The sequence below is a fragment of the Pseudomonadota bacterium genome (assembly GCA_041395565.1).
Lineage (GTDB): Bacteria > Pseudomonadota > Gammaproteobacteria > UBA9214 > UBA9214 > UBA9214.
On sequence record JAWLAI010000002.1, the window covers coordinates 156,927 to 175,454 of the forward strand.

General features: G+C 66.5%; 18 protein-coding genes and 1 pseudogene. 14 read left to right on the plus strand and 5 right to left on the minus strand.

All coding sequences use genetic code 11. The features are described 5' to 3' along the window. Nucleotides 1–28 precede the first annotated feature (28 nt). Nucleotides 29–487: pseudogene (gene msrB / locus R3F42_00740) on the minus strand (peptide-methionine (R)-S-oxide reductase MsrB). A gap of 180 nt (nt 488–667) precedes the next feature. Next, nucleotides 668–1,723, minus strand: coding sequence for a folate-binding protein YgfZ (locus tag R3F42_00745; protein MEZ5540549.1), 1,056 nt, complete (start codon nt 1,721–1,723; stop codon nt 668–670). Between the two features lie 136 nt (nt 1,724–1,859). On the opposite strand from R3F42_00745, the gene sdhC reads away from it, so the two are divergent. The 8 genes from sdhC to R3F42_00785 are packed head-to-tail and all read left to right on the plus strand — an operon-like array spanning nt 1,860 to nt 7,761. Next, on the plus strand, nt 1,860–2,240 hold the full coding sequence (gene sdhC / locus R3F42_00750) for a succinate dehydrogenase, cytochrome b556 subunit (GenBank protein MEZ5540550.1): 381 nt from the start codon (nt 1,860–1,862) through the stop codon (nt 2,238–2,240). Beyond that, the gene (gene sdhD / locus R3F42_00755; GenBank protein ID MEZ5540551.1) at nt 2,237–2,575 is read left to right on the plus strand and encodes a succinate dehydrogenase, hydrophobic membrane anchor protein; all 339 of its coding nucleotides are present in this window, start codon (nt 2,237–2,239) and stop codon (nt 2,573–2,575) included. The genes sdhC and sdhD overlap by 4 nt, the downstream gene beginning before the upstream one ends. Nucleotides 2,576–2,577: 2 nt before the next feature. Then, nucleotides 2,578–4,341, plus strand: a complete 1,764-nt coding sequence (gene sdhA / locus R3F42_00760; GenBank protein MEZ5540552.1) for a succinate dehydrogenase flavoprotein subunit — start codon at nt 2,578–2,580, stop codon at nt 4,339–4,341. Between the two features lie 13 nt (nt 4,342–4,354). Further along, a complete protein-coding gene (locus R3F42_00765) occupies nt 4,355–5,056 on the plus strand; it encodes a succinate dehydrogenase iron-sulfur subunit (GenBank protein ID MEZ5540553.1) in 702 nt (233 codons plus the stop codon). Nucleotides 5,057–5,076: 20 nt separating this feature from the next. After that, nucleotides 5,077–5,319, plus strand: a complete 243-nt coding sequence (locus R3F42_00770; GenBank protein ID MEZ5540554.1) for a succinate dehydrogenase assembly factor 2 — start codon at nt 5,077–5,079, stop codon at nt 5,317–5,319. A gap of 19 nt (nt 5,320–5,338) precedes the next feature. Continuing rightward, nucleotides 5,339–5,737, plus strand: coding sequence for a protein YgfX (locus R3F42_00775; protein MEZ5540555.1), 399 nt, complete (start codon nt 5,339–5,341; stop codon nt 5,735–5,737). Next, nucleotides 5,727–7,235 (plus strand): ABC transporter substrate-binding protein, encoded by a 1,509-nt coding sequence (locus tag R3F42_00780; protein ID MEZ5540556.1) that lies wholly within the window; start codon nt 5,727–5,729, stop codon nt 7,233–7,235. The genes R3F42_00775 and R3F42_00780 overlap by 11 nt, the downstream gene beginning before the upstream one ends. Before the next feature lie 25 nt (nt 7,236–7,260). Next, a complete protein-coding gene (locus tag R3F42_00785; GenBank protein MEZ5540557.1) occupies nt 7,261–7,761 on the plus strand; it encodes a L,D-transpeptidase in 501 nt (166 codons plus the stop codon). On the opposite strand, the gene R3F42_00790 is transcribed toward R3F42_00785, so the two are convergent. Both R3F42_00790 and R3F42_00795 read right to left on the minus strand, forming a co-directional pair. After that, on the minus strand, nt 7,756–8,406 hold the full coding sequence (locus R3F42_00790; GenBank protein ID MEZ5540558.1) for a YqgE/AlgH family protein: 651 nt from the start codon (nt 8,404–8,406) through the stop codon (nt 7,756–7,758). The genes R3F42_00785 and R3F42_00790 overlap by 6 nt on opposite strands. A gap of 69 nt (nt 8,407–8,475) precedes the next feature. Then, nucleotides 8,476–10,296, minus strand: a complete 1,821-nt coding sequence (locus R3F42_00795) for an SLC13 family permease (GenBank protein ID MEZ5540559.1) — start codon at nt 10,294–10,296, stop codon at nt 8,476–8,478. A gap of 179 nt (nt 10,297–10,475) precedes the next feature. Between R3F42_00795 and R3F42_00800 the strand changes: the two genes are divergently transcribed. Then, a complete protein-coding gene (locus tag R3F42_00800; protein MEZ5540560.1) occupies nt 10,476–11,603 on the plus strand; it encodes a tetratricopeptide repeat-containing serine protease family protein in 1,128 nt (375 codons plus the stop codon). Between the two features lie 367 nt (nt 11,604–11,970). Continuing rightward, nucleotides 11,971–13,392 (plus strand): peptidoglycan-binding domain-containing protein, encoded by a 1,422-nt coding sequence (locus R3F42_00805; protein ID MEZ5540561.1) that lies wholly within the window; start codon nt 11,971–11,973, stop codon nt 13,390–13,392. A 354-nt stretch (nt 13,393–13,746) separates the two neighbouring features. On the opposite strand, the gene R3F42_00810 is transcribed toward R3F42_00805, so the two are convergent. Next, nucleotides 13,747–14,436, minus strand: coding sequence for a cytochrome b/b6 domain-containing protein (locus tag R3F42_00810; GenBank protein ID MEZ5540562.1), 690 nt, complete (start codon nt 14,434–14,436; stop codon nt 13,747–13,749). Nucleotides 14,437–14,685: 249 nt separating this feature from the next. Between R3F42_00810 and R3F42_00815 the strand changes: the two genes are divergently transcribed. The 4 genes from R3F42_00815 to R3F42_00830 are packed head-to-tail and all read left to right on the plus strand — an operon-like array spanning nt 14,686 to nt 18,342. Further along, nucleotides 14,686–14,994, plus strand: a complete 309-nt coding sequence (locus R3F42_00815; GenBank protein ID MEZ5540563.1) for an Hsp20/alpha crystallin family protein — start codon at nt 14,686–14,688, stop codon at nt 14,992–14,994. Nucleotides 14,995–14,999: 5 nt separating this feature from the next. Continuing rightward, nucleotides 15,000–17,342, plus strand: coding sequence for an endopeptidase La (gene lon, locus R3F42_00820; protein MEZ5540564.1), 2,343 nt, complete (start codon nt 15,000–15,002; stop codon nt 17,340–17,342). A gap of 5 nt (nt 17,343–17,347) precedes the next feature. Further along, nucleotides 17,348–17,740 (plus strand): hypothetical protein, encoded by a 393-nt coding sequence (locus R3F42_00825; GenBank protein MEZ5540565.1) that lies wholly within the window; start codon nt 17,348–17,350, stop codon nt 17,738–17,740. Between the two features lie 29 nt (nt 17,741–17,769). Further along, on the plus strand, nt 17,770–18,342 hold the full coding sequence (locus R3F42_00830; GenBank protein ID MEZ5540566.1) for a hypothetical protein: 573 nt from the start codon (nt 17,770–17,772) through the stop codon (nt 18,340–18,342). Nucleotides 18,343–18,528 lie beyond the last annotated feature (186 nt).

An 18,528-nucleotide genomic window follows, 5' to 3' on the forward strand; every position in this document is an offset into this window, starting at 1 on the left:
GGTATTCGTTCGCGGGTCCGGTCCGCTTCTACTCATTATCGAACAGCTGCAGGTATTCCCCGTAGCCTTCCTCCGCGAGCTTGTCCTTGGGGATGAAGCGCAGAGAGGCCGAGTTGATGCAGTAGCGCAGACCGGTGGGTTGTGGCCCGTCGTTGAACACGTGGCCGAGGTGGGAACCCGCCAGGCGGCTCTTGAGCTCGGTGCGTTTCATGAAAAACTTGGTGTCGCTGTGTTCGGTCAACGCATCCGCGGCGATCGGCCGGGTGAAACTGGGCCAGCCGGTGCCGGACTTGAACTTGTCGGTAGAACTGAACAGCGGCTCACCCGAGACGACATCGACATAGATGCCCGGGGCCTTGTTGTCCCAGTACGTGTTGTGGAAGGCGCGCTCGGTGGCCTCCTTTTGGGTGACCTCGTATTGCAGCGGGGTGAGCCTGGCACGCAGTTCCGCATCTGACGGCTTGCTGTAACTGCCCTGCAATTCCGCCCGGCTCGGCGGCGCCGCAGCCGCGGTCTCGGCCTGGGCGCCCATGCCGTATCGCGCTGCGGCCAAGGTGGCAATGGCCAGCAGCCCGGCCACGGACAGTATTCCGGTCATGTTCATAGTCTTCACTCCGCAGGATGATTGGCGAACTCGGGGGTACGACAATCGTGCGGCGATAGGGGTTCAATCCGACTGATCGGGCGGGAAGGGATAGGGCAGCGGCTGGATCGCGAATGCCGGGCCGTCGCTGCTGCCGAGAAAGACAGCGTCCGCCTCGGCGGCATGGATCTGCAACACGGCGAGCGCCAGCAGCCCGGCATCGGGATGCGGTTGGGCATCGACGATCCGGCCGACCGGCTGGGTGGCGTCCGTGGCCGAATACAGGAGGGCGCCGGGTGGTGCCGGGGTATCCTGCGCGATGCGGCCGAGATACATGCGCCGCTTGAGGGTGCCGAGATACTGCATGCGCGCGACGATCTCCTGGCCGGGGTAGCAGCCCTTCTTGAAGCTGACGCCGTCGACCAGCTGCAGATTGGCCATCTGCGGCACGAACTCCTCGCTGTTGGGTGCGAACACGGCCGGCAGGCCGGCACGGATCTCGAGCAGGCGCCATGCCGTTTCGCCAACCGGCGCGCCGCGCACGTTGAGCGCATCCCACAGCGCGCGCGCCGCTTGCAGCGCAGTGGCATAGACCTCGTAGCGCGGGCCCGGGCCGGGCACCCGGATGATGGTCAGCGCACCGGACTGAACCACGCCGTTGACCGTGTCGGGACAGGCGCCCGCGATGGCGCCGAGCTCGCTGGCGGCATCCGTACCGCTGACGCCGATGCGCAGGAAGTTGTCGGTGGCGTCCTCCAGGCTGACGTTGGCGCGCAGTACGTACATGCGCAGGCGTTGCAGCACGGCCTCCAGCGTGTCAGCCGGCAGCCGCAGGTAGTAGCCGTCGTCGCTGCGGAAGATGCGCATCAATCCGAGCATGCGGCCCTTCGGCGTGCAGAACGCGCTCAGCTGGCTGCGTCCGGGTTCCAGCGTGCGGATATCGTTGCTGAGCTGGGACTGCAGGAAAGTCGCGGCGTCGTCGCCATGCACGGCGATGACGCCCTGGTATTCGAGGTCCGCGAACACCAGTCCGCTGAGCGCCACTTCCCGCTCCTGTTCGGGATTGCCGTAGTGGGCAATCCGTTCCGCGTCGAACTCGGCGCCGGCAGCGGCGAGAAAGGTCTTCCAGTCTGATTTCATCGCAGTATGTCGTAGTTTGACACAGTCGCTGGATTCTAGACCATGCCCGCCGTACTGTCAGTACGCACGGGCGCGGGCCGGCTGGTGTTCGCGCCTGCGCGATGGTATAAAACCGGCAGGCCAGCGAACCCGACACATGACCCCACGGCGACCCGCTCCAGTCTATCTCAACCTGTTCCGGATCAGTTTCCCGGTCGGTGCGGTGACCTCGATCGCCCACCGATTTGCCGGCGTGCTGCTCAGCCTGGCCTTGCCGCTGCTGGTGTACCTGCTGGACCTGTCGCTGCGGGATGCCGACGGCTTCGCGCGTGCCGCCGGCCTGCTGCAGTCCAGCGCTTTCCGGTTCGCCTCCGTCATCATCGTCTGGTCGCTGTTCCACCACCTGTTCGCGGGCATCCGCTACCTGCTCATCGACCTCGAGGCGGGTGTCGGGCTGCGCCAGGCACGCACCTCGGCCTGGCTGGTGAACGGCGCCGGCATCGGCGTAGCGGCACTGTATCTGTGGTGGGTCCTGTGAGCCGGCATGCGGACGGCCTGCGCACCTGGCTGCTGCAGCGCGTCAGCGCCGTCTATCTCGCCGGTTTCCTGGTCTATGTCCTGCTGCACTTCGCCCTCAATCCGCGGCCGGACTACTTCGCCTGGCGCGCGTGGCTGTCGCACCCGCCGGTCTCGGTTGCGGCTGCGGGATTCGTCCTGGCGCTGCTGGTACACGGCTGGGTCGGACTGCGCGACGTCACGCTGGATTATGTCCACCCCCTCGGCCTGCGGCTCACCGTGCTGACCGCGATCGCCTTCCTGCTGATCGGCTGCGGCCTCTGGGCCATGCGCGTGCTGATCGTGATCAGCGGCTGAATATGCCGATCCCGCAGCGCCAGTTCGACACCCTGATCATCGGCGCCGGCGGCGGCGGGCTGCGCGCCGCGCTGCAGCTGTCGCAGGCCGAGGCGCACGTCGCCGTGGTGTCCAAGGTCTTCCCGACCCGCTCGCATACGGTCGCCGCCCAGGGCGGCGTCAACGCCGCGCTGGCCAACGTGCGCGCGGACAACTGGCACTGGCACATGTTCGACACCGTCAAGGGTAGCGACTACCTGGGCGATCAGGATGCCATCGAGTACATGTGCCGTACCGCACCGCAGGCGGTGTACGAACTGGAGCATTTCGGCGTGCCGTTCTCGCGCCTGGACAATGGCCGCATCTACCAGCGCCAGTTCGGCGGCCAGAGCATGCATTTCGGCGGCGAGCAGGCCGCCCGTACCTGCGCCGCGGCCGACCGCACCGGCCACGCCATCCTGCAGGCGCTGTACCAGCAGAACATCCGCGCGCGCACGCACTTCTTCGACGAGTACTTCGCCGTCGACCTGCTCACCGACCACGAGGGTTTCGTGCTCGGCGCGCTGGTGCTCGACATCGCCAGCGGCGAACAGCTGGTGATCACGGCGCGCACCACGCTGATCGCCACCGGCGGCGCCGGCCAGATCTTCCGCACCAACACCAACGCGCTCATCAACACCGGCGACGGCATGGCGATGGCGCTGCGTGCCGGCGTGCCATTGCAGGACATGGAGTTCTTCCAGTTCCATCCCACCGGTATTGCCGGTAAGGGCATGCTGCTGAGCGAGGGGGCACGCGGCGAGGGTGGCTATCTGGTCAATGCCGCAGGCGAACGCTTCATGGAGCGCTATGCCCCGCACGCGAAGGATCTGGCCAGCCGCGACGTGGTCAGCCGCGCCATCGTGACGGAGGTGCGCGAAGGGCGCGGCTGCGGCCCGAACCGCGACCACGTGCTGCTGCAGCTGCACCATCTCGACAGCGCGCTGATCAAGCAGCGCCTGCCGGCCATCCGCGACATGGCACTGACCTTCGCCGGCGTGGACATGTGCGTGGAGCCGGTGCCGGTGTTTCCGACCGCGCACTACACCATGGGCGGCATACCCACCAACCGCTTCGGCGAGGTCGTGGCGCCGATCGATCACGGCCCGGAGGAACCGGTGCCGGGATTGTACGCGGCCGGCGAATGCGCCTGCGTGTCGGTACACGGCGGCAACCGCCTCGGCGGCAACTCGCTGCTCGACATCATTGTGTTCGGACGCGCCGCCGGTAACCGCATCATCGAATACCTCGGCGAGAACCGCTATCACCGGCCGTTCCGCGACGAGGTGCTGGAACCGGCCCTGGCCCGGCTGGCGCGCTGGGAACAGCAGGGCGCGGGCGAGTCCGTCGACAGCTTGCGCCGGGAGCTGACACGCACCATGGAAGATCACTGTGGCGTGTTCCGCACGGAAGCGGTACTCAGTGAGGGTGTGGAAAAGGTGTTGGCGCTGCAGGCGCGCCTGCAGGACGTGCGGCTGCGCGATCACAGCCAGGTCTTCAACACCGCCCGGATCGAGGCGCTCGAACTGGAGAACCTGATGGATGTGGCGCTAGCCACCATCGTGTCCGCGCAGGCGCGCCGGGAGAGCCGCGGCGCGCATTCGCGGATCGATTACCCGGAGCGCGACGACGTCAACTGGCTGCGCCACAGCCTGTACCACAGGCAGGGCCACGCCATCGACTACAAGCCGGTGCGCATGAAACCGCTGACGGTGGAATCCTTCCCGCCGAAGCCGCGCAGCTACTGAACGGACGGGCGCCATGAAACTGAGCATCTACCGCTACAACCCGGAGACCGACCGCGCACCCTACGTGCAGGATTTCGAGCTGGACGACGGTAGACTCAACCGTGACATGATGCTGCTCGACGCGTTGCTCATGCTCAAGGCGCAGGACGAGACGCTCGCCTTCCGCCGCTCCTGCGGGGAAGGGGTGTGCGGCTCGGACGGCATGAACGTGAACGGCCGCAACCTGCTGGCCTGCATCACGCCGCTGTTCTCGCTCGGCACGCCGATTCGCATCCGCCCGCTGCCCGGGCTGCCGGTGATCCGCGACCTGATCGTCGACATGCAGCAGTTCTACCGCCAGTACCGCGCTGTCGATCCCTACCTGATCAACAAGGATCCGGTGCCGGAGGTGGAGCGGCTGCAGTCACCGGCGGAGCGCGAGCGGCTCGACGGCCTGTACGAGTGCATCCTCTGCGGCTGCTGCTCCACGTCCTGCCCGTCGTTCTGGTGGAACCCGGACAAGTTCCTCGGACCGGCGGCGCTGCTGCAGGCCTGGCGTTTCCTCGCCGACAGCCGCGACCAGGCCACCGACGAGCGGCTCGCCGGCCTGGACGGACCGTTCAAGCTGTTCCGCTGTCACACCATCATGAACTGCGTCGAGGTCTGTCCCAAGGGGCTGAACCCGACACGCGCCATCGGCCGGATCAAGGAACTGATGATCCGTCGCAGCACCTGATGCAGATGCCGGATCCGGGCATGGCCGATTACAACCGCGTGGCCTGGCAGTGCCGGCGCGGCATGCGCGAGCTCGACGAGCTGCTGCGCGGCTTTCTCGCTGCGCGCTACCCGGCGCTGGATGCACGCGAGCGGCAGCTGCTCGACGTCCTGCTGGCATACCCGGACAGCGTGCTGCTGGAGCTGCTGATGGGCCGCATGGTGCCCGCCGACCGGGATATCGCGCGCCTTGTCCGGGACATACGCGACACCGCTGCGGCTTGAGCTGGGACCCTCGCGCCGTATGGCTGCCTGGCTGCTTGCGGGTCACGCATGCGCCGGCCTGACGCTGTCGCTGACGCCGCTGCCGTTGCCGCTCACTGTCCTGCTCACCGTCGCCCTCCTGCTGAGTCTCGTCTGGTACTGGCCGCGCCACGTCAGCCGCACCGCGGCGGCATGCCTGCAGATCGTGACCTGGGAGGCGGAGCGCCAGTGCCGCTTGCAGCGCCGGGACGGCGCGGTGGCGCAGGCAGCGCTGTGCGGGCAGGCCTTCGTGCAGCCCTGGCTGGTCATCCTGCGACTCGCGGGACCGGGTCGCACGCGCCGCTACCAGGTCATCCTGCCGGACATGCTCGACGCCACGACGTTTCGCCGCCTGCGCGTACGCCTGCGCCTGGAGCTGGAGCGGCGGGATGCACACTAGCAGGCGCCGGCTGCTGCCGATCCTTCTACCCCTGCTGCTCGCGCTGCTGGCGTGCGCACCGGAACCCGACGAGGTCATCCGTTTCGGTCTGGCCGCCGCACCGGACAACCTCGATCCGCGCTATGCCACCGATGCGACCTCGGCGCGCATCAACCGCCTGCTGTACCGGCGCCTGGTGGATTTCGATGAGCAGGTGCGTCCGGTCCCGGACCTGGCGCGCTGGGAACAGCTCGATCCACGCCACTACCGCTTTCATCTCGATCCCGCACGGGAATCCTTTCACGACGGCACGCCGCTGCAGGCCGAGGATGTCGCTGCCACCTATCGCTCCATCCTGGCGCCGGACAGCGGCTCGCCGCACGCCGGTACGCTGCGCCTGATCAGCGCCATCCGCGTGCTCGATCCCGACACCCTGGATTTCACGCTCGATCACGCCGACCCGCTGTTCCCGGGCTACCTGGTGATCGGCATACTGCCCGCGCGCGGCATCGCCGCCGGCGCGCCGTTCAGCACGGCACCGCTCGGCAGCGGGCCGTTCCGCCTCACGCACTGGCCGGAGCCCGGCCGCCTGCAGCTGGAACGGCGGGCAGACGGCCAGCGCGTGGAGTTCCTGCGCATCAACGATCCGACGGTACGCGTGCTGAAACTGCTGCGCGGCGAGATCGACCTGCTGCAGAACGACCTGCCGGCCGAACTGCTGGGCTACCTGGAACGGCAACCGGGCGTGACCGTCGTGCGTGGACCGGGCAGCAATTTCGCCTATCTCGGTTTCAATCTCAGGGCGCCGGGCAGCGCGGAACCCGACGTACGGCGCGCGGTCGCGCACGCCATCGATCGCGCCGCCATCATGCGCCATGTGCTCGGCGGTGCGGCACGGCCGGCGGCGGCCCTGCTGCCACCGGAACACTGGGCCGGCCATCCCGGGCTGCAGCCGCTCGCGTTCGACCCGGAACGCGCCCGCGCGCTGCTGCGCCAGGCGGGCTATGGCCCCGAGCGGCCGCTGCAGCTCGTGTACAAGACCTCCACCGACCCGGTACGGCTGCGCATCGCGACCATCATCCAGCAGCAGCTGGCGGACGTGGGTATCCGGATGCAGCTCAAGAGTTACGACTGGGGCACGTTTTTCGGCGACATCAAGGCCGGCAATTTCCAGCTCTACAGCCTGATGTGGGTGGGCATCAAGACCCCGGATATCTTTCGCTATGCCTTTCACAGCGGTTCGCTGCCGCCGGCGGGTGCCAACCGCGGCCGTTACGACGACGCGGAAGCCGACCGGCTGATCGAGGCGGCGGAACGGGGCGGCACGCTGGAGGAACAGGGGGCGGGCTATCGTGCCGTGCAGGCGCGGCTGCTGGATACGCTGCCGTATGTCCCGCTGTGGTACGAGGATCACGTCTACGCCGCACGCAGCGGCATCGGCGGCTACCGGCTCGCCGGCGACGGCAACTACGACGCACTGACCGCGGTGACCAGAAACCATGACGGCACAGCGGAGTGAACGGTCCTTGCCGTATAATCCCGGCATGGCCGCCACCGAAGCATTCATCAGGGTCAGCATCGAAGAACAACGCCTGCAGCTGCTCCAGGACGGCGCGGTCGTCATGGACGTGGCCGTGTCCACCGCGGCCAACGGCCCGGGCGAGATCCGCCACAGCGAGTGCACGCCGCGCGGCTGGCATGTCATTCGTGCCAAGATCGGGGCCGGCTGCGCGCCGGACACCGTGTTTGTCGGCCGGCGCCCGACCGGCGAGATCTACAGCCCGGCACTGAAGGCCGCACACCCGGGGCGCGACTGGATGCTCACCCGCATCCTCTGGCTGAGCGGCCTGGAACCCGGCCGCAACCGCCTGGGGAATGTCGATTCCATGCGCCGCTATATCTATATCCACGGCTGCCCGGACGAGGACACGATGGGGGTGCCGTCCTCGCACGGCTGCGTGAAGATGCGCAACAGTGCGGTCATTGAACTGTTCGAACGGGTCGCGGCCGGTACCCGGGTCCTGATCCAGGAGGCGCCGCTATAGCCTCGCCGCCGGCCGGTCTTGTTCCAGGACCAGGATGCCCGGTGGATCCAGTTGTTCGATCAGGCGGTTCCACAAATCGCCGGCATCGGGCGCGAACAGCATATCCGGATCGCCCTCGGTCACGAACCAGGAACCGTGCTCCAGTTCGCTTGCCAGCTGGCCCGGCGCCCAGCCGGCCTGGCCGGCATACATGCGCAGTTCGTGCGCGGGTTTGTGCTCTGACATCATGCGCGCCAGGATGGCGGTGTTGCTGCTGGCGTAGATGTCCGCGTCGACGTGCAGCGCCAGCTCCGTCGGGTAGTTGCCCCGGAACAGCATTACCATGATGCGCCGGTTCACCGGGCCGCCACTGTAGACAGGGGAGGCGCCGATATCCTCGTGTTCCGTGTCCGGCAGCACCTCGGCGACCTTCATGCCGAGGGGACGGTTTACGATCACGCCGACGCTGCCGCTGGCATCGTGCTGCAGCAGATAGACGACGGTATGGCCGAAATACTCTCCGCGCAGGCCTCGTTGCGCGACCAGGAAGCGACCCGCAGCCGGCGCCAGTGACGTGCTATACGCCGTTCCCGGCGGCGGCGCCGCCAGCACACCATGACCGGACAGCCACAGCAACAGGGCGAGCATCGCACTGATCATCTTCATGCGGTCATCCTCCGCACAGCCTGTACCCTGAATTCTAGCCTCCCGGCGGCGGAGGGGAAGGGGGTGGCCTCAGAAGCCGTACAGGCGCGGCAGCAGCCAGCTCAGCGCCAGCCACATGATCAGGGTCAGCGGCAGCCCGATGCGCATGAAATCGCCGAAGGTATAGCCGCCCGCGTTCATGACCAGCAGGTTGGTCTTGTAGGCCATCGGCGTGGCGTAACTCATGTTGGCGCCGAACAGTACCGCGAGCACGAACGCCTCGGCCGGCAGTCCCAGGCCCTCGGCGATCGCTACCGCCACCGGTGTGCCGATCACCGCCGCGGCGTTGTTGGAGACAATGTTGGTGAGCAGGGCCATCAGCAGGATCAGCCCGCTGAGGATCACGTGCGGCGGCAGCCCGGCGGTGAGTGCGAGATACAGGTCCGCCAGCCAGGCGGTCGCACCGGTGCGGGTCAGCGCCATGCCCAGCGCGAGGCTGACCACCACGATCATGATCACCGCGCTGCTCAGCGCATTGCCGACATCGCGCCAGGCCAGGCTGCCCGTGAGCAGCATCAGCAGGGCACCGGCCACGGCGCTCACCGCAATCGGCAGCAGGCCGACCGCCGCGGTCAGGATCACGCCCGCCATGATCAGCAGGGCGCGCGGTGCCTTGTCGGTGGAAGGCAGGTCGGCCGTGGCGTCGAGCACCAGCAGCTCGCCCGCGCGCTTGATCTGCGCGAGCTGCTCGCGTGCGCCCTGGACCAGCAGGATGTCGCCGACCTGCAGGCGGATGTCACCGATGTGATTGCGCAGCGTGTGCAGCCGGCGCCCGGCCTGATGCAGGGCCAGCGTGGCGAGCTGGTAGCGGTCGGTAAAGCGGCTGGCGTTCAGGGTACGGTTCAGCAGCGGCGACCCTTGCACCACGACGATCTCCGCCAGCTGCTGGTCGCCGGCCTCCAGCGGGTGCTCCTCGTCCACCGCGCGTTCGCCGGAATACAGCAGGGCGCCCAGCACCTGCTCGTATTCCTTGAGCTGCGCCGGGGTGTCGGCCAGTACCAGCCGGTCGCCGGCATGGAGGGCGACATCCGGCAGCGGCAGCAGCACGCTCTCGCCGCGCTGGATGCGCTGCACACGCATCCCGCCGCCGGTCTTCTCGATGAGTTCGGACAGCGTGCGGCCGTCTGCGTAGCTGTCCGCGACGATATTCAGGTGCGCGGAAAAGATGCGCGGCGAGGTGTCGGACAGCGCGGTCTCGCGCTCGGGCAACAGCCGCGGTGCGACCAGCCACAGGTAGAGGATGCCGAAACTGCCGGCGATCGCGGCCGGCAGGAAGAAGTCGAACATGGCGAAGCGCCGCAGCCCGAGCTCGGCAGCCACGCTCACCACCAGCAGGTTGGTGGAGGTGCCGATGGTGGTCGCCATGCCGCCGACCAGCGTCGCGAGTCCCATCGGCATCAGGATGGCGGACGCGCTGGTGCCGGCGCGCAGCGAGACACTGACCAGGATCGGGAGCAGCAGCACCACGATGGGCGTGTTGTTGACGAAGGCGCTGAGCAGGCCGGCCAGCACCAGGGTCAGCAGCAGGGTGAGCCGCGGGCTGTGCAGCCAGATTCGCGAGAGCAGGCGGCCGACCGGCTCCAGGGCGCCGGTGCGCACCAGCCCCTGGCCGACGATCATCAGACCGCACACCGCCACCAGCGCCTCGTGACCGAACCCGCTGAAGAACTCGACCGTGTGCAGCGTGCCCTGCGCATCGCGGTAGGGAAACCACTCGAAGCCGACGGTCAGCAGCACGAGCACTGCCAGGCTGGAGGTCTCCAGCGGGATGCGATCACGGGTGAACAGAAACAGCGCGAGCGCGGTCAGCAACAGTACGGCCAGTGCATGTGGAGCGGGTAGCGGCGGCATGATCGGGTCCCGGCGGGTGTCGCGCCAGTATACCCGAGCGGCCCCTGTGCCATCGCCGCTGCGGCGGGCGGGCGGGGTTCAAGTCGGCTTTCGGCGTGCCGCTATGCTAACTACCGGAGCAATCGGCGCGCCCGGCGTGCGGGCGCGGCAACGCCGGGGCGTATACGCCGGAGACAGTCATGGAGCGCAGACAGACATCCCGGATGGCATGGCAAGGACTGGTCTTGCTGGCCCTGTGCGCCGCTACCTGCACCGCATCCGGGCTCGCCGACGACGCCTTCGCCCGCGGCTGGAGCGCCTACCAGGCCGGTCAGTACAACGGCGCCATGCAACTGTGGCTGCCGCTGGCGGATGCGGGCAACGCCGATGCCCAGCTCAATATCGGTATCCTGTATGACGTCGGACAGGGCGTGGCGACGGATCCGGTCGAGGCCGCGCACTGGTACCGCCGCTCGGCCGAGCACGGCCATGCCGCGGCGCAGTACAACCTGGGTTTGATGTACGTCGCCGGGCGCGGCGTGCCGCAGGACAACACCGAGGCACGCTTCTGGTTCGCGCAGGCGGCCGGGCAGGGGCTGCAGGAAGCCAGCGCGATGCTGTCCGACTTCGAACGCCGGGAGACGCCGGCCGCGAGCGTGCTGGGCTCCAGGGAAAGCTTCATCGATTCCCTCAGCGGCACCTCGACCGGCACCGCCTGGCCGGTGGCCGGCGGCTATGCCATCACCAGCAACCACGTGGTGGCGGATAGCGAGGCGGTCAGCCTCTACGACATGACGGGACAGCGGCTGCATGCCACGGTCGCCGTCCGCGACACGGTCAGCGACCTGGCGGTGCTCCGTGTCGACGAGGCCGACAAACTGCCGCCTGCACTGCCGCTCGCGCAGCTGCCGGGCCGGCTCGGCAGTGACGTGTTCACCCTCGGCTTCCCGCGCGTCGACATCCTCGGGCGCACGCCCAAGCTCACCGAAGGCATCATCAGCTCGGTCAACGGTTATCGCGACGATCCCGGCAGCTACCAGACCTCGGTGCAGATCCAGCCCGGCAACAGCGGCGGACCGTTGCTGAACATGGACGGCGAGGTGGTCGGTATCGTCTCGTCGATGCTGGGTACCGTCACCGAGGGGGCGGAGCCGGTGGTGATGCCCAATATCAGCTACGCGGTCAAGGTCGAACTGCTCCAGGCGCTGCTGGCGCCTCTGCCGCAGCGCGGCAGCAGCGCGCCGGCCATCGCGGTACATACCGCCCCGCTTGCCGATCTCGCCGAGCGCATCCAGCCCTCGGTGCTGCTGGTCGTGGCGAACGACTAGCATCGCCGCACCGGCCCCGCGGCGGGCCACGCAAGCCACTTCAACGGTACCTGCCGTCCTGTTACTGGCACATAGGCTCGCGTTTGGGCTGTCAATATTCCGCCTTTATGAAATAAACAACATGAGATTAGACTCATAACCATCAGTCTTGAATATCACTGTCCGCATCCGCGCTGACGACACAATCTCGTGCAGGAATTGACAAATTTTAGACTCTGCGGATTTGTCGCCGTATAGTTATGCCCCGACAATACACGGTCTGCACGCAGGCAGCGGGGCTTGTCACAACGCCAGCGCCGTGGTGAACCCGGCGGGCTGCCAGCAGATGATTCAATCCAGAAAAACCAGCGAGGTCCTGAGTATGGAAATGCGTAAGCTTTCAACACTGGCGGCGGTCGTCGCCGTGACTGCTGCGACGGGTGCAGCGATGCTGTTTGCACCGACGCAGGCGGCGGAGGAGGCAGCCGGGGGCGGCGCCGGTCTGCTGCCGGCCAACGCCCGTCCCGGCGAGTGCTATGCCAAGGTCATGGTACCGGCACAGTACAAGACCGTCGACGAGGAAGTGGTGATAGCGGAAGCCAGCGAGAAGATCGAGATCATACCGGCCAAGTACGAGTGGACCGAGGTCAAGGTGCCCGTGCAGGAGGCATCCGAAAAGCTGATCGCGGTACCGGCCAAGTACGAAACCGTCGAGGAAAAGATCGAGATCGAACCCGCCCATACCGTGTGGCGCACCGGCCCCGGCGACAAGGCGAAGGATGTCGGCGACCGCGACCTCGCCATGGCGCTCGCGCTCGGACTGCCGTCAGCCGCCCAGCCGGGCCAGTGCTACGACGAGTTCTACCAGGCGGCGAAGTTCGAGACCAAGACCGAAAAACTGCTGAAGACCGCAGCCGCCGAGGAGATCACGACCTCCGAGCCGCAGTTCGAGTGGGTCGAGGAAAAGGTGCTGGTGAAGGAGGCCTCGGAGAAGATCGTCGAGATCCCCGCCGAGTACGACGTGGTCACTGAGCAGGTGCTCGAGTCTCCCGCCTACACGACCTGGAAGAACGGCCGTGGCCTGAACGAGCGCATCGACAACGCCACCGGCGAGATCATGTGTCTGGTGGAGGTGCCGGCCAAGTACACCGAGATCGAGAAGCGCGTGCTCAAGACCCCGGCGACCACCAAGAAGATAGAGATCCCCGCCGAGTACAAGACCGTGCGCGTGCAGAAGCTGGTCAAGCCGTCTGCCGAAAACCGCACGCCGATCGAGGCCGAGTACCAGACCGTCGAGAAGCACGTGAAGGTGTCCGATGCCAAGGTCAGCTGGAGTCTTTCCGGCATGGGTGGCGAGGGTGAGCCGACCGGCCGTACCTACTGCCTGGCGGAGGTGCCGGCAAAGTTCAAGACCGTCTCCAAGGAAGTGGTGAAGGAACCGGCCACCATCAAGAAGGTGGAAGTGCCGGCGACCTTCAAGACCATCAAGATGAAAAAGCTGGTCTCCGCCGCCGCCGAGAAGCGTATCCCGATCCCGGCCAAGCACCAGATGGTCACCAAGCAGAGCAAGGTGTCCGATGCCCGCCTGGAATGGCGCCAGGTGCTGTGCGAGACCAACACCACGCGTGACCTGGTAATCCAGATCCAGGAAGGCCTGCAGAAGGCCGGCTACAACCCGGGCGTGGCGGACGGCGTGCTGGGCGGCGCAACCATGTCGGCCATCGACGCCTACCAGCGCAAGAACGGGCTGCCGACCGGCGGGTTGACCATACAGGTGATCGAGAAGTTGGGCATCAAGCTCGGCGGCTAGCCGCTGGCAGTGCCAGCCGCGCCTGACGGTGCGCTGGTGTTCACCCGCAAGCCCGGTGCCACAGGCACCGGGCTTTTTTCGTCAGGGTGCGCATGTGCTGCCGCCTGGCATGGAGCGCATGCGCAAACTCCCACACCATGCAATGCAATGCCTGCAGGAGCGGGCCGCGTCCACGCACGGTCTGCCACCGGTATACGCGCGAAGCGCAAGGATTGGGCGTGCCGCGCGAGGGCATGGCAGCCCGCAGCGTCCCTGCCTGGGCTCCTGCAGGCGCGTAATATTGCTGAGGCACCCGCCCCGCGCTGCTTGGCCGGGCCTGCAGGGCGGGCCCTGTCCGCGCAGGCGCGGCTTACCTCAACCCGGCCTGTCCCGGTTCTGATCCGTGCGCTGACGCCGTCCCAGGGTCTCGATGTCGACCTCGACCTGGATGCGCCGGCCGAAGACCGCATCCTCGCCCGCGCGGTTGACATGGAAGTAGCGCGCACCGCTGATCATGGCCGAGACGAGTGCGCCGTCGCCCTTGAGGTCATGCAGGAACACGGCGATGCCATGCGCTATGGCGAACAGCCCCAGGCAGACACCCAGCCAGGTATGCAGTGTATCGGGTGCCTGGCCGAACAGCCGCCATGGCGTGCCGTGCAGAAAGCCGCTCGCCACGCAGGCCACTAGCACCAGGTGGTTCAGCGCGTAGAACGGCTTCCAGACCGGGTTATGGGCGTACCACGCCGGCAGCGGTGTCCGCGCCAGGCTCAGGTAGAACTTCAGCATCTGTGCCATCGCCTGCCGGTCGGTCCGGTTCGGCAGCAGGGCACGCCAGTGGCTGCTGCCCGGGACGAACAGCAGGATCACGCGCAGCAGCGCTGCCAGCGCGGTGAGCTGGCCGATCATGATGTGCCAGTCATACCAGAAGCCCGGGTCGATTGCATCGTGCGCCAGCGCCCAGCCGCTGGCCAGCTCGAACAGCACCCCGCCGGCGATGAGCCAGTGTGCCAGCCGCAACCAGCCGGACCAGATCTTCACGTAACGGATGGTCTCGGTTTCCATGCCGCTATCATAACCCAGAGGCGCGGACCGCGTCCGCGCACGGCATGCCAGCGGTATTCGCGCGATGCATAGGGAGGTGCGCGGCCCGGGCAGGCATAGCAGCCCGCAGCGGCCATGCCTGCGTTCCTACGGGCGCGTGATACAGCCAGGGCGAGGCCGCTCCTCCAGGCCGCCCGGGGCTGGCTGCAAACCCTGCGCACTGGGGTATGATAAAGGCGGGATGGAATGCGGCGCTTGCAGGATATGCACATGACGCTCTACGAACGCAGTGGCTGGTACCCGCGCGCGGACGTATACCGCTGCGCTGACGGTTGGCTGGTCAAGGTCGAGCTGGCCGGTGTGGCCGAACAGGATCTGCGCGTGGAAGTGCAGGGCGACCGGCTGGTCATTGAGGGCCGGCGCCGTGACCTGTGCATCGCCGAGGCGCGGGAATACCTGTCCATGGAAATCAGCTACGACTGGTTCCGTCGCAGCATCCGTTTACCCGGTCCTGCCACCGCCATGCGCATGCAGTATCGCGACGGCATGCTCATGATCTACCTGCACGACACGGAGTAACGGCCATGACGACCGAATCCCATGCCACGTCGCTGATCCTGCCGGTGTTCCCGCTCAAGAACAGCATCATCTTTCCGCACATGGTCATGCCGATGACAGCGGGCCGGGCGCGCTCGCTTGCCGCCGTCGAGGCCGCGCTCGCAACCGAAGACAAGCGCATTGCCGTGTTCACGCAGCGCGACGCCAGTGTCGAGGAACCGGGGGAGGGCGATCTGTACGCGGTCGGTACGCTCTGCGTGATCAAGCGCATGCAGCGGGCCCAGGGTACGATCAACCTGATACTGCAGGCCGGCCGGCGCATCGAGCGCGAGGTGTTGACCGGCGAGACGCCGTTTCTGGAATGCCAGGCCGCTTACCTGCCCGAGCCGGAGGACACCGGTTCAGAGGTCGAGGCCCTGCACCGTACCATGCTCGAGCAGGCGGCGCGCATGCTGGAGCTCGGACCCGCGCAAATGCAGATCGACCTCAAGCAGCTGGTCTCAGACCTGGACAAGCCAGTGGAACAGGCCTACGTGCTGTCCTCGCTGGTCTCCATCAGCATCGACAAGCAGTACCAGCTGCTGGCCGCGAATACCCAGCTCGAGGCGCTGCGCCTGATCGTGGACTACCTGAAGCATGAAATCCAGGTACTGGAGATCCAGCAACAGATCTCCAGCGCGGTGTCAGAGAAGCTGGGCAAGGAGCAGCGCGAGATGATGTTGCGGCAGCAGCTGCGCGAGATCCAGAACCAGCTCGGCGAGACCTCGCCCGAGCAGGCCGAGGTCGCCGCGCTGCGCGAACGCCTGGACGATGCCGCACTGCCCGCAACCATCCGCCAGGAGATCGAGAAGGAACTCTCCCGACTGGAGCGTATGTCCGCCAGCGCGCCCGACTACCAGACCACGCGCAGTTACATCGACCTGGTGCTGGACCTGCCCTGGACCAAGCGCACCGAGGACAAGCTGGACCTGGTAAGCGCACGCGCGGTGCTGGATGCGGATCACTACGACCTCAAGGAAGTCAAGGACCGCATTATCGAGCACCTGGCGGTGATGAAGCTGAATCCGCAGGCGCGCGCGCCCATCCTGTGCCTCGTCGGCCCGCCCGGCGTCGGCAAGACTTCGCTCGGCCAGTCCATCGCCCGCGCGCTGGGCCGCACCTTCGAGCGCATGAGCCTGGGCGGCCTGCACGACGAGGCGGAGCTGCGCGGTCATCGCCGCACCTACGTGGGCGCCATGCCCGGGCGCATCATCCGCGCCGTGCGCCGCGCCGGGGTGAACAACCCGCTGTTGATGCTCGACGAGATCGACAAGCTGGGCCGCGACTTCCGGGGCGATCCGGCCGCCGCGCTGATGGAGATCCTCGACCCGGCGCAGAACAACGAGTTCCGCGACAATTACCTCGACCAGCCGTTCGACCTGTCCGGCGTGTTCTTCGTCGTCACCGCCAACACGCTCGACACCATTCCCGCGCCGCTGCTCGACCGTATCGAGGTGCTGCGCCTGTCCGGTTACAGCGAGGCGGAAAAACTGCAGATCGCGCGCCGCTATATCCTCGGCCGCAGCCTGCAAAACGCCGGCGTCGCGCCCGCACAGCTCATCATCGACGACGCCGCGCTGGGCTTCGTGATCCGCAACTACACCCGCGAGGCCGGTGTACGCTCGCTCGACCGCGCGCTGGGCCGCATCGTGCGCAAGGTCGCCACCCGCATCGCCGAGGGTCATGCCGAGCCGGTCACATTGTCCGCGGATCTCATCACCGAGTATCTCGGGCCGCCGCGCATGGCGCGCGAGGGCAAACGTGCGGAGCTCATCCCGGGCGTGGTGGCAGGCCTGGCCTGGACCGAGACCGGCGGCGAGGTGCTCTACGTCGAGGCCGTGATGCTGCCGGAAGGCAGGGAACTCACGCTGACCGGCCAGCTCGGCAGCGTGATGCAGGAATCCGCGCGCGCCGCGCAGAGTTACATCTGGTCACAGGCGACGGAACTCGGCATCGATCCCGAGCTGATCCGCAAGTCCGGCATGCACATCCACGTGCCGGCCGGCGCCACGCCCAAGGACGGTCCGTCCGCCGGCGTGACCATGGCCACCGCGTTGGCCTCGGCCTACACCGGCGCCCCCATCCACGATGACATCGCCATGACCGGCGAGCTCACGCTGAGCGGCCTGGTGCTGCCGGTCGGCGGCATCAAGGAGAAGATGCTCGCGGCGCACCGCGCCGGCTTCAAGCGCGTGATCCTGCCCAAGGACAACGCGGCCGACTTGGAGGAACTGCCGGGGGAGGTGCGAGATGCGCTGACCTTCATCCCGGTGGGGCGGATCGACGAGGTCCTGCGGATCGCGATCAGTGGGTTCGAGGTGAGGCTTTAGGGAAGATGAGCGTTACTGCACAACCATCGGTATTGCGTCGGCTGCTACGGTGGGGCGCGCTGCTCGCATTCATCATCGTGGCATTGCTTTTTCTGAATAGTGCCATTCATCACGCATGGGCTGCAGTCAGTCCGTCAAACCCGTATTCCCTGGGATTGGCACGCCGGGCCATAGAACATCTTTGTTTCGGACTCGCGGCTTTGTCTTTCGGTATCGGCTTGTTCAAGGGTATCCTGACATTCCCTGAGGCAACCAGGGAATCTGCCGCGTTTATCGTGCTCGGGGCAATGCTGGTCCTTGGTTCATACACTCTCCAGTTCGTGCTGGTCCATCAGTGTCACGAGCGGGCAGGCGGCTGGAACCGTGCCACACTGCAGTGCTCCGATGAGTACAAATAAGTGGCCGGATAAATTTTCGCTTGTGTAAAATGTACCCGGTTACTTTCGTTTATCCTGCAACGTTACTGTCTTTGCTGTTTATGCTGTCGCTGGCTGGTTGCGTGCCGAATTCCGTCGCCTACTATTACCCAACGGTCGACGGTGGGGCCCTGGTCAGGCCGCGCTGCGTTCCTACCGATTACATGATTGATTTCGCTCTGCCGCAGAATGGCGGCCGCCTGCATGTCAGGGCATGGGCCGACAATGGCGGGCACGTGCACCAGATCGCCCTGTTTTTCTCCGGCAATTCGTGGAACGAGCTGCATTTCACGTCGACGCGGTTCAGGATTCGAGATGTCGAGCGGCATGAGACTAATGACGCCACATCGGTTATCGCCTACAAGTCGGAAGGCATAGGCCGTCTGACGGTGGATCCTTATATCGCGCCACCCGAGAGACTGGGGATATCCAGGTTTCATATACAAATCAATTCCGCAGACCCGCTGCCGGCGATATTCGATTTGCTCAGTCCGTCCCTTGTCCTCGACGGTAAAGAGATCGAATTTCCATCGATTCACTTCGAACAAAAGCGCTGGGTGGGAATCAGTCCTTTCAATTGCTGAGATGCCCGTGGCTTAACTCAGCGGGACGATGCAGATCCACGCGGCAGGCTCGCCCGACCCGGCACAGGCTTGACGCCCGACTCCGGCGAGCGTTTGCGGACCCCACTTCATGCAGCGACTAGGGCCTACCTCATACACCCGCACGAGCCGCGTTGCTGACTGAAATCCGGCACTGGCCGCTGCCGG

What these genes read in the sequence shown, in the direction of transcription:
- R3F42_00780 (MEZ5540556.1), top strand. Translation starts at nt 5,727, where the DNA reads ATGCACACTAGCAGGCGCCGGCTGCTGCCGATCCTTCTACCCCTGCTG.
- R3F42_00825 (MEZ5540565.1), top strand. Translation starts at nt 17,348, where the DNA reads ATGAGCGTTACTGCACAACCATCGGTATTGCGTCGGCTGCTACGGTGG.
- R3F42_00815 (MEZ5540563.1), top strand. Translation starts at nt 14,686, where the DNA reads ATGACGCTCTACGAACGCAGTGGCTGGTACCCGCGCGCGGACGTATAC.
- R3F42_00770 (MEZ5540554.1), top strand. Translation starts at nt 5,077, where the DNA reads ATGGCCGATTACAACCGCGTGGCCTGGCAGTGCCGGCGCGGCATGCGC.
- R3F42_00795 (MEZ5540559.1), bottom strand. Translation starts at nt 10,296, where the DNA reads ATGCCGCCGCTACCCGCTCCACATGCACTGGCCGTACTGTTGCTGACC.
- R3F42_00785 (MEZ5540557.1), top strand. Translation starts at nt 7,261, where the DNA reads ATGGCCGCCACCGAAGCATTCATCAGGGTCAGCATCGAAGAACAACGC.
- R3F42_00830 (MEZ5540566.1), top strand. Translation starts at nt 17,770, where the DNA reads ATGTACCCGGTTACTTTCGTTTATCCTGCAACGTTACTGTCTTTGCTG.
- lon (MEZ5540564.1), top strand. Translation starts at nt 15,000, where the DNA reads ATGACGACCGAATCCCATGCCACGTCGCTGATCCTGCCGGTGTTCCCG.
- R3F42_00810 (MEZ5540562.1), bottom strand. Translation starts at nt 14,436, where the DNA reads ATGGAAACCGAGACCATCCGTTACGTGAAGATCTGGTCCGGCTGGTTG.
- R3F42_00775 (MEZ5540555.1), top strand. Translation starts at nt 5,339, where the DNA reads ATGGCTGCCTGGCTGCTTGCGGGTCACGCATGCGCCGGCCTGACGCTG.
- sdhA (MEZ5540552.1), top strand. Translation starts at nt 2,578, where the DNA reads ATGCCGATCCCGCAGCGCCAGTTCGACACCCTGATCATCGGCGCCGGC.
- R3F42_00805 (MEZ5540561.1), top strand. Translation starts at nt 11,971, where the DNA reads ATGCGTAAGCTTTCAACACTGGCGGCGGTCGTCGCCGTGACTGCTGCG.
- R3F42_00800 (MEZ5540560.1), top strand. Translation starts at nt 10,476, where the DNA reads ATGGAGCGCAGACAGACATCCCGGATGGCATGGCAAGGACTGGTCTTG.
- R3F42_00790 (MEZ5540558.1), bottom strand. Translation starts at nt 8,406, where the DNA reads ATGAAGATGATCAGTGCGATGCTCGCCCTGTTGCTGTGGCTGTCCGGT.
- R3F42_00745 (MEZ5540549.1), bottom strand. Translation starts at nt 1,723, where the DNA reads ATGAAATCAGACTGGAAGACCTTTCTCGCCGCTGCCGGCGCCGAGTTC.
- R3F42_00765 (MEZ5540553.1), top strand. Translation starts at nt 4,355, where the DNA reads ATGAAACTGAGCATCTACCGCTACAACCCGGAGACCGACCGCGCACCC.
- sdhC (MEZ5540550.1), top strand. Translation starts at nt 1,860, where the DNA reads ATGACCCCACGGCGACCCGCTCCAGTCTATCTCAACCTGTTCCGGATC.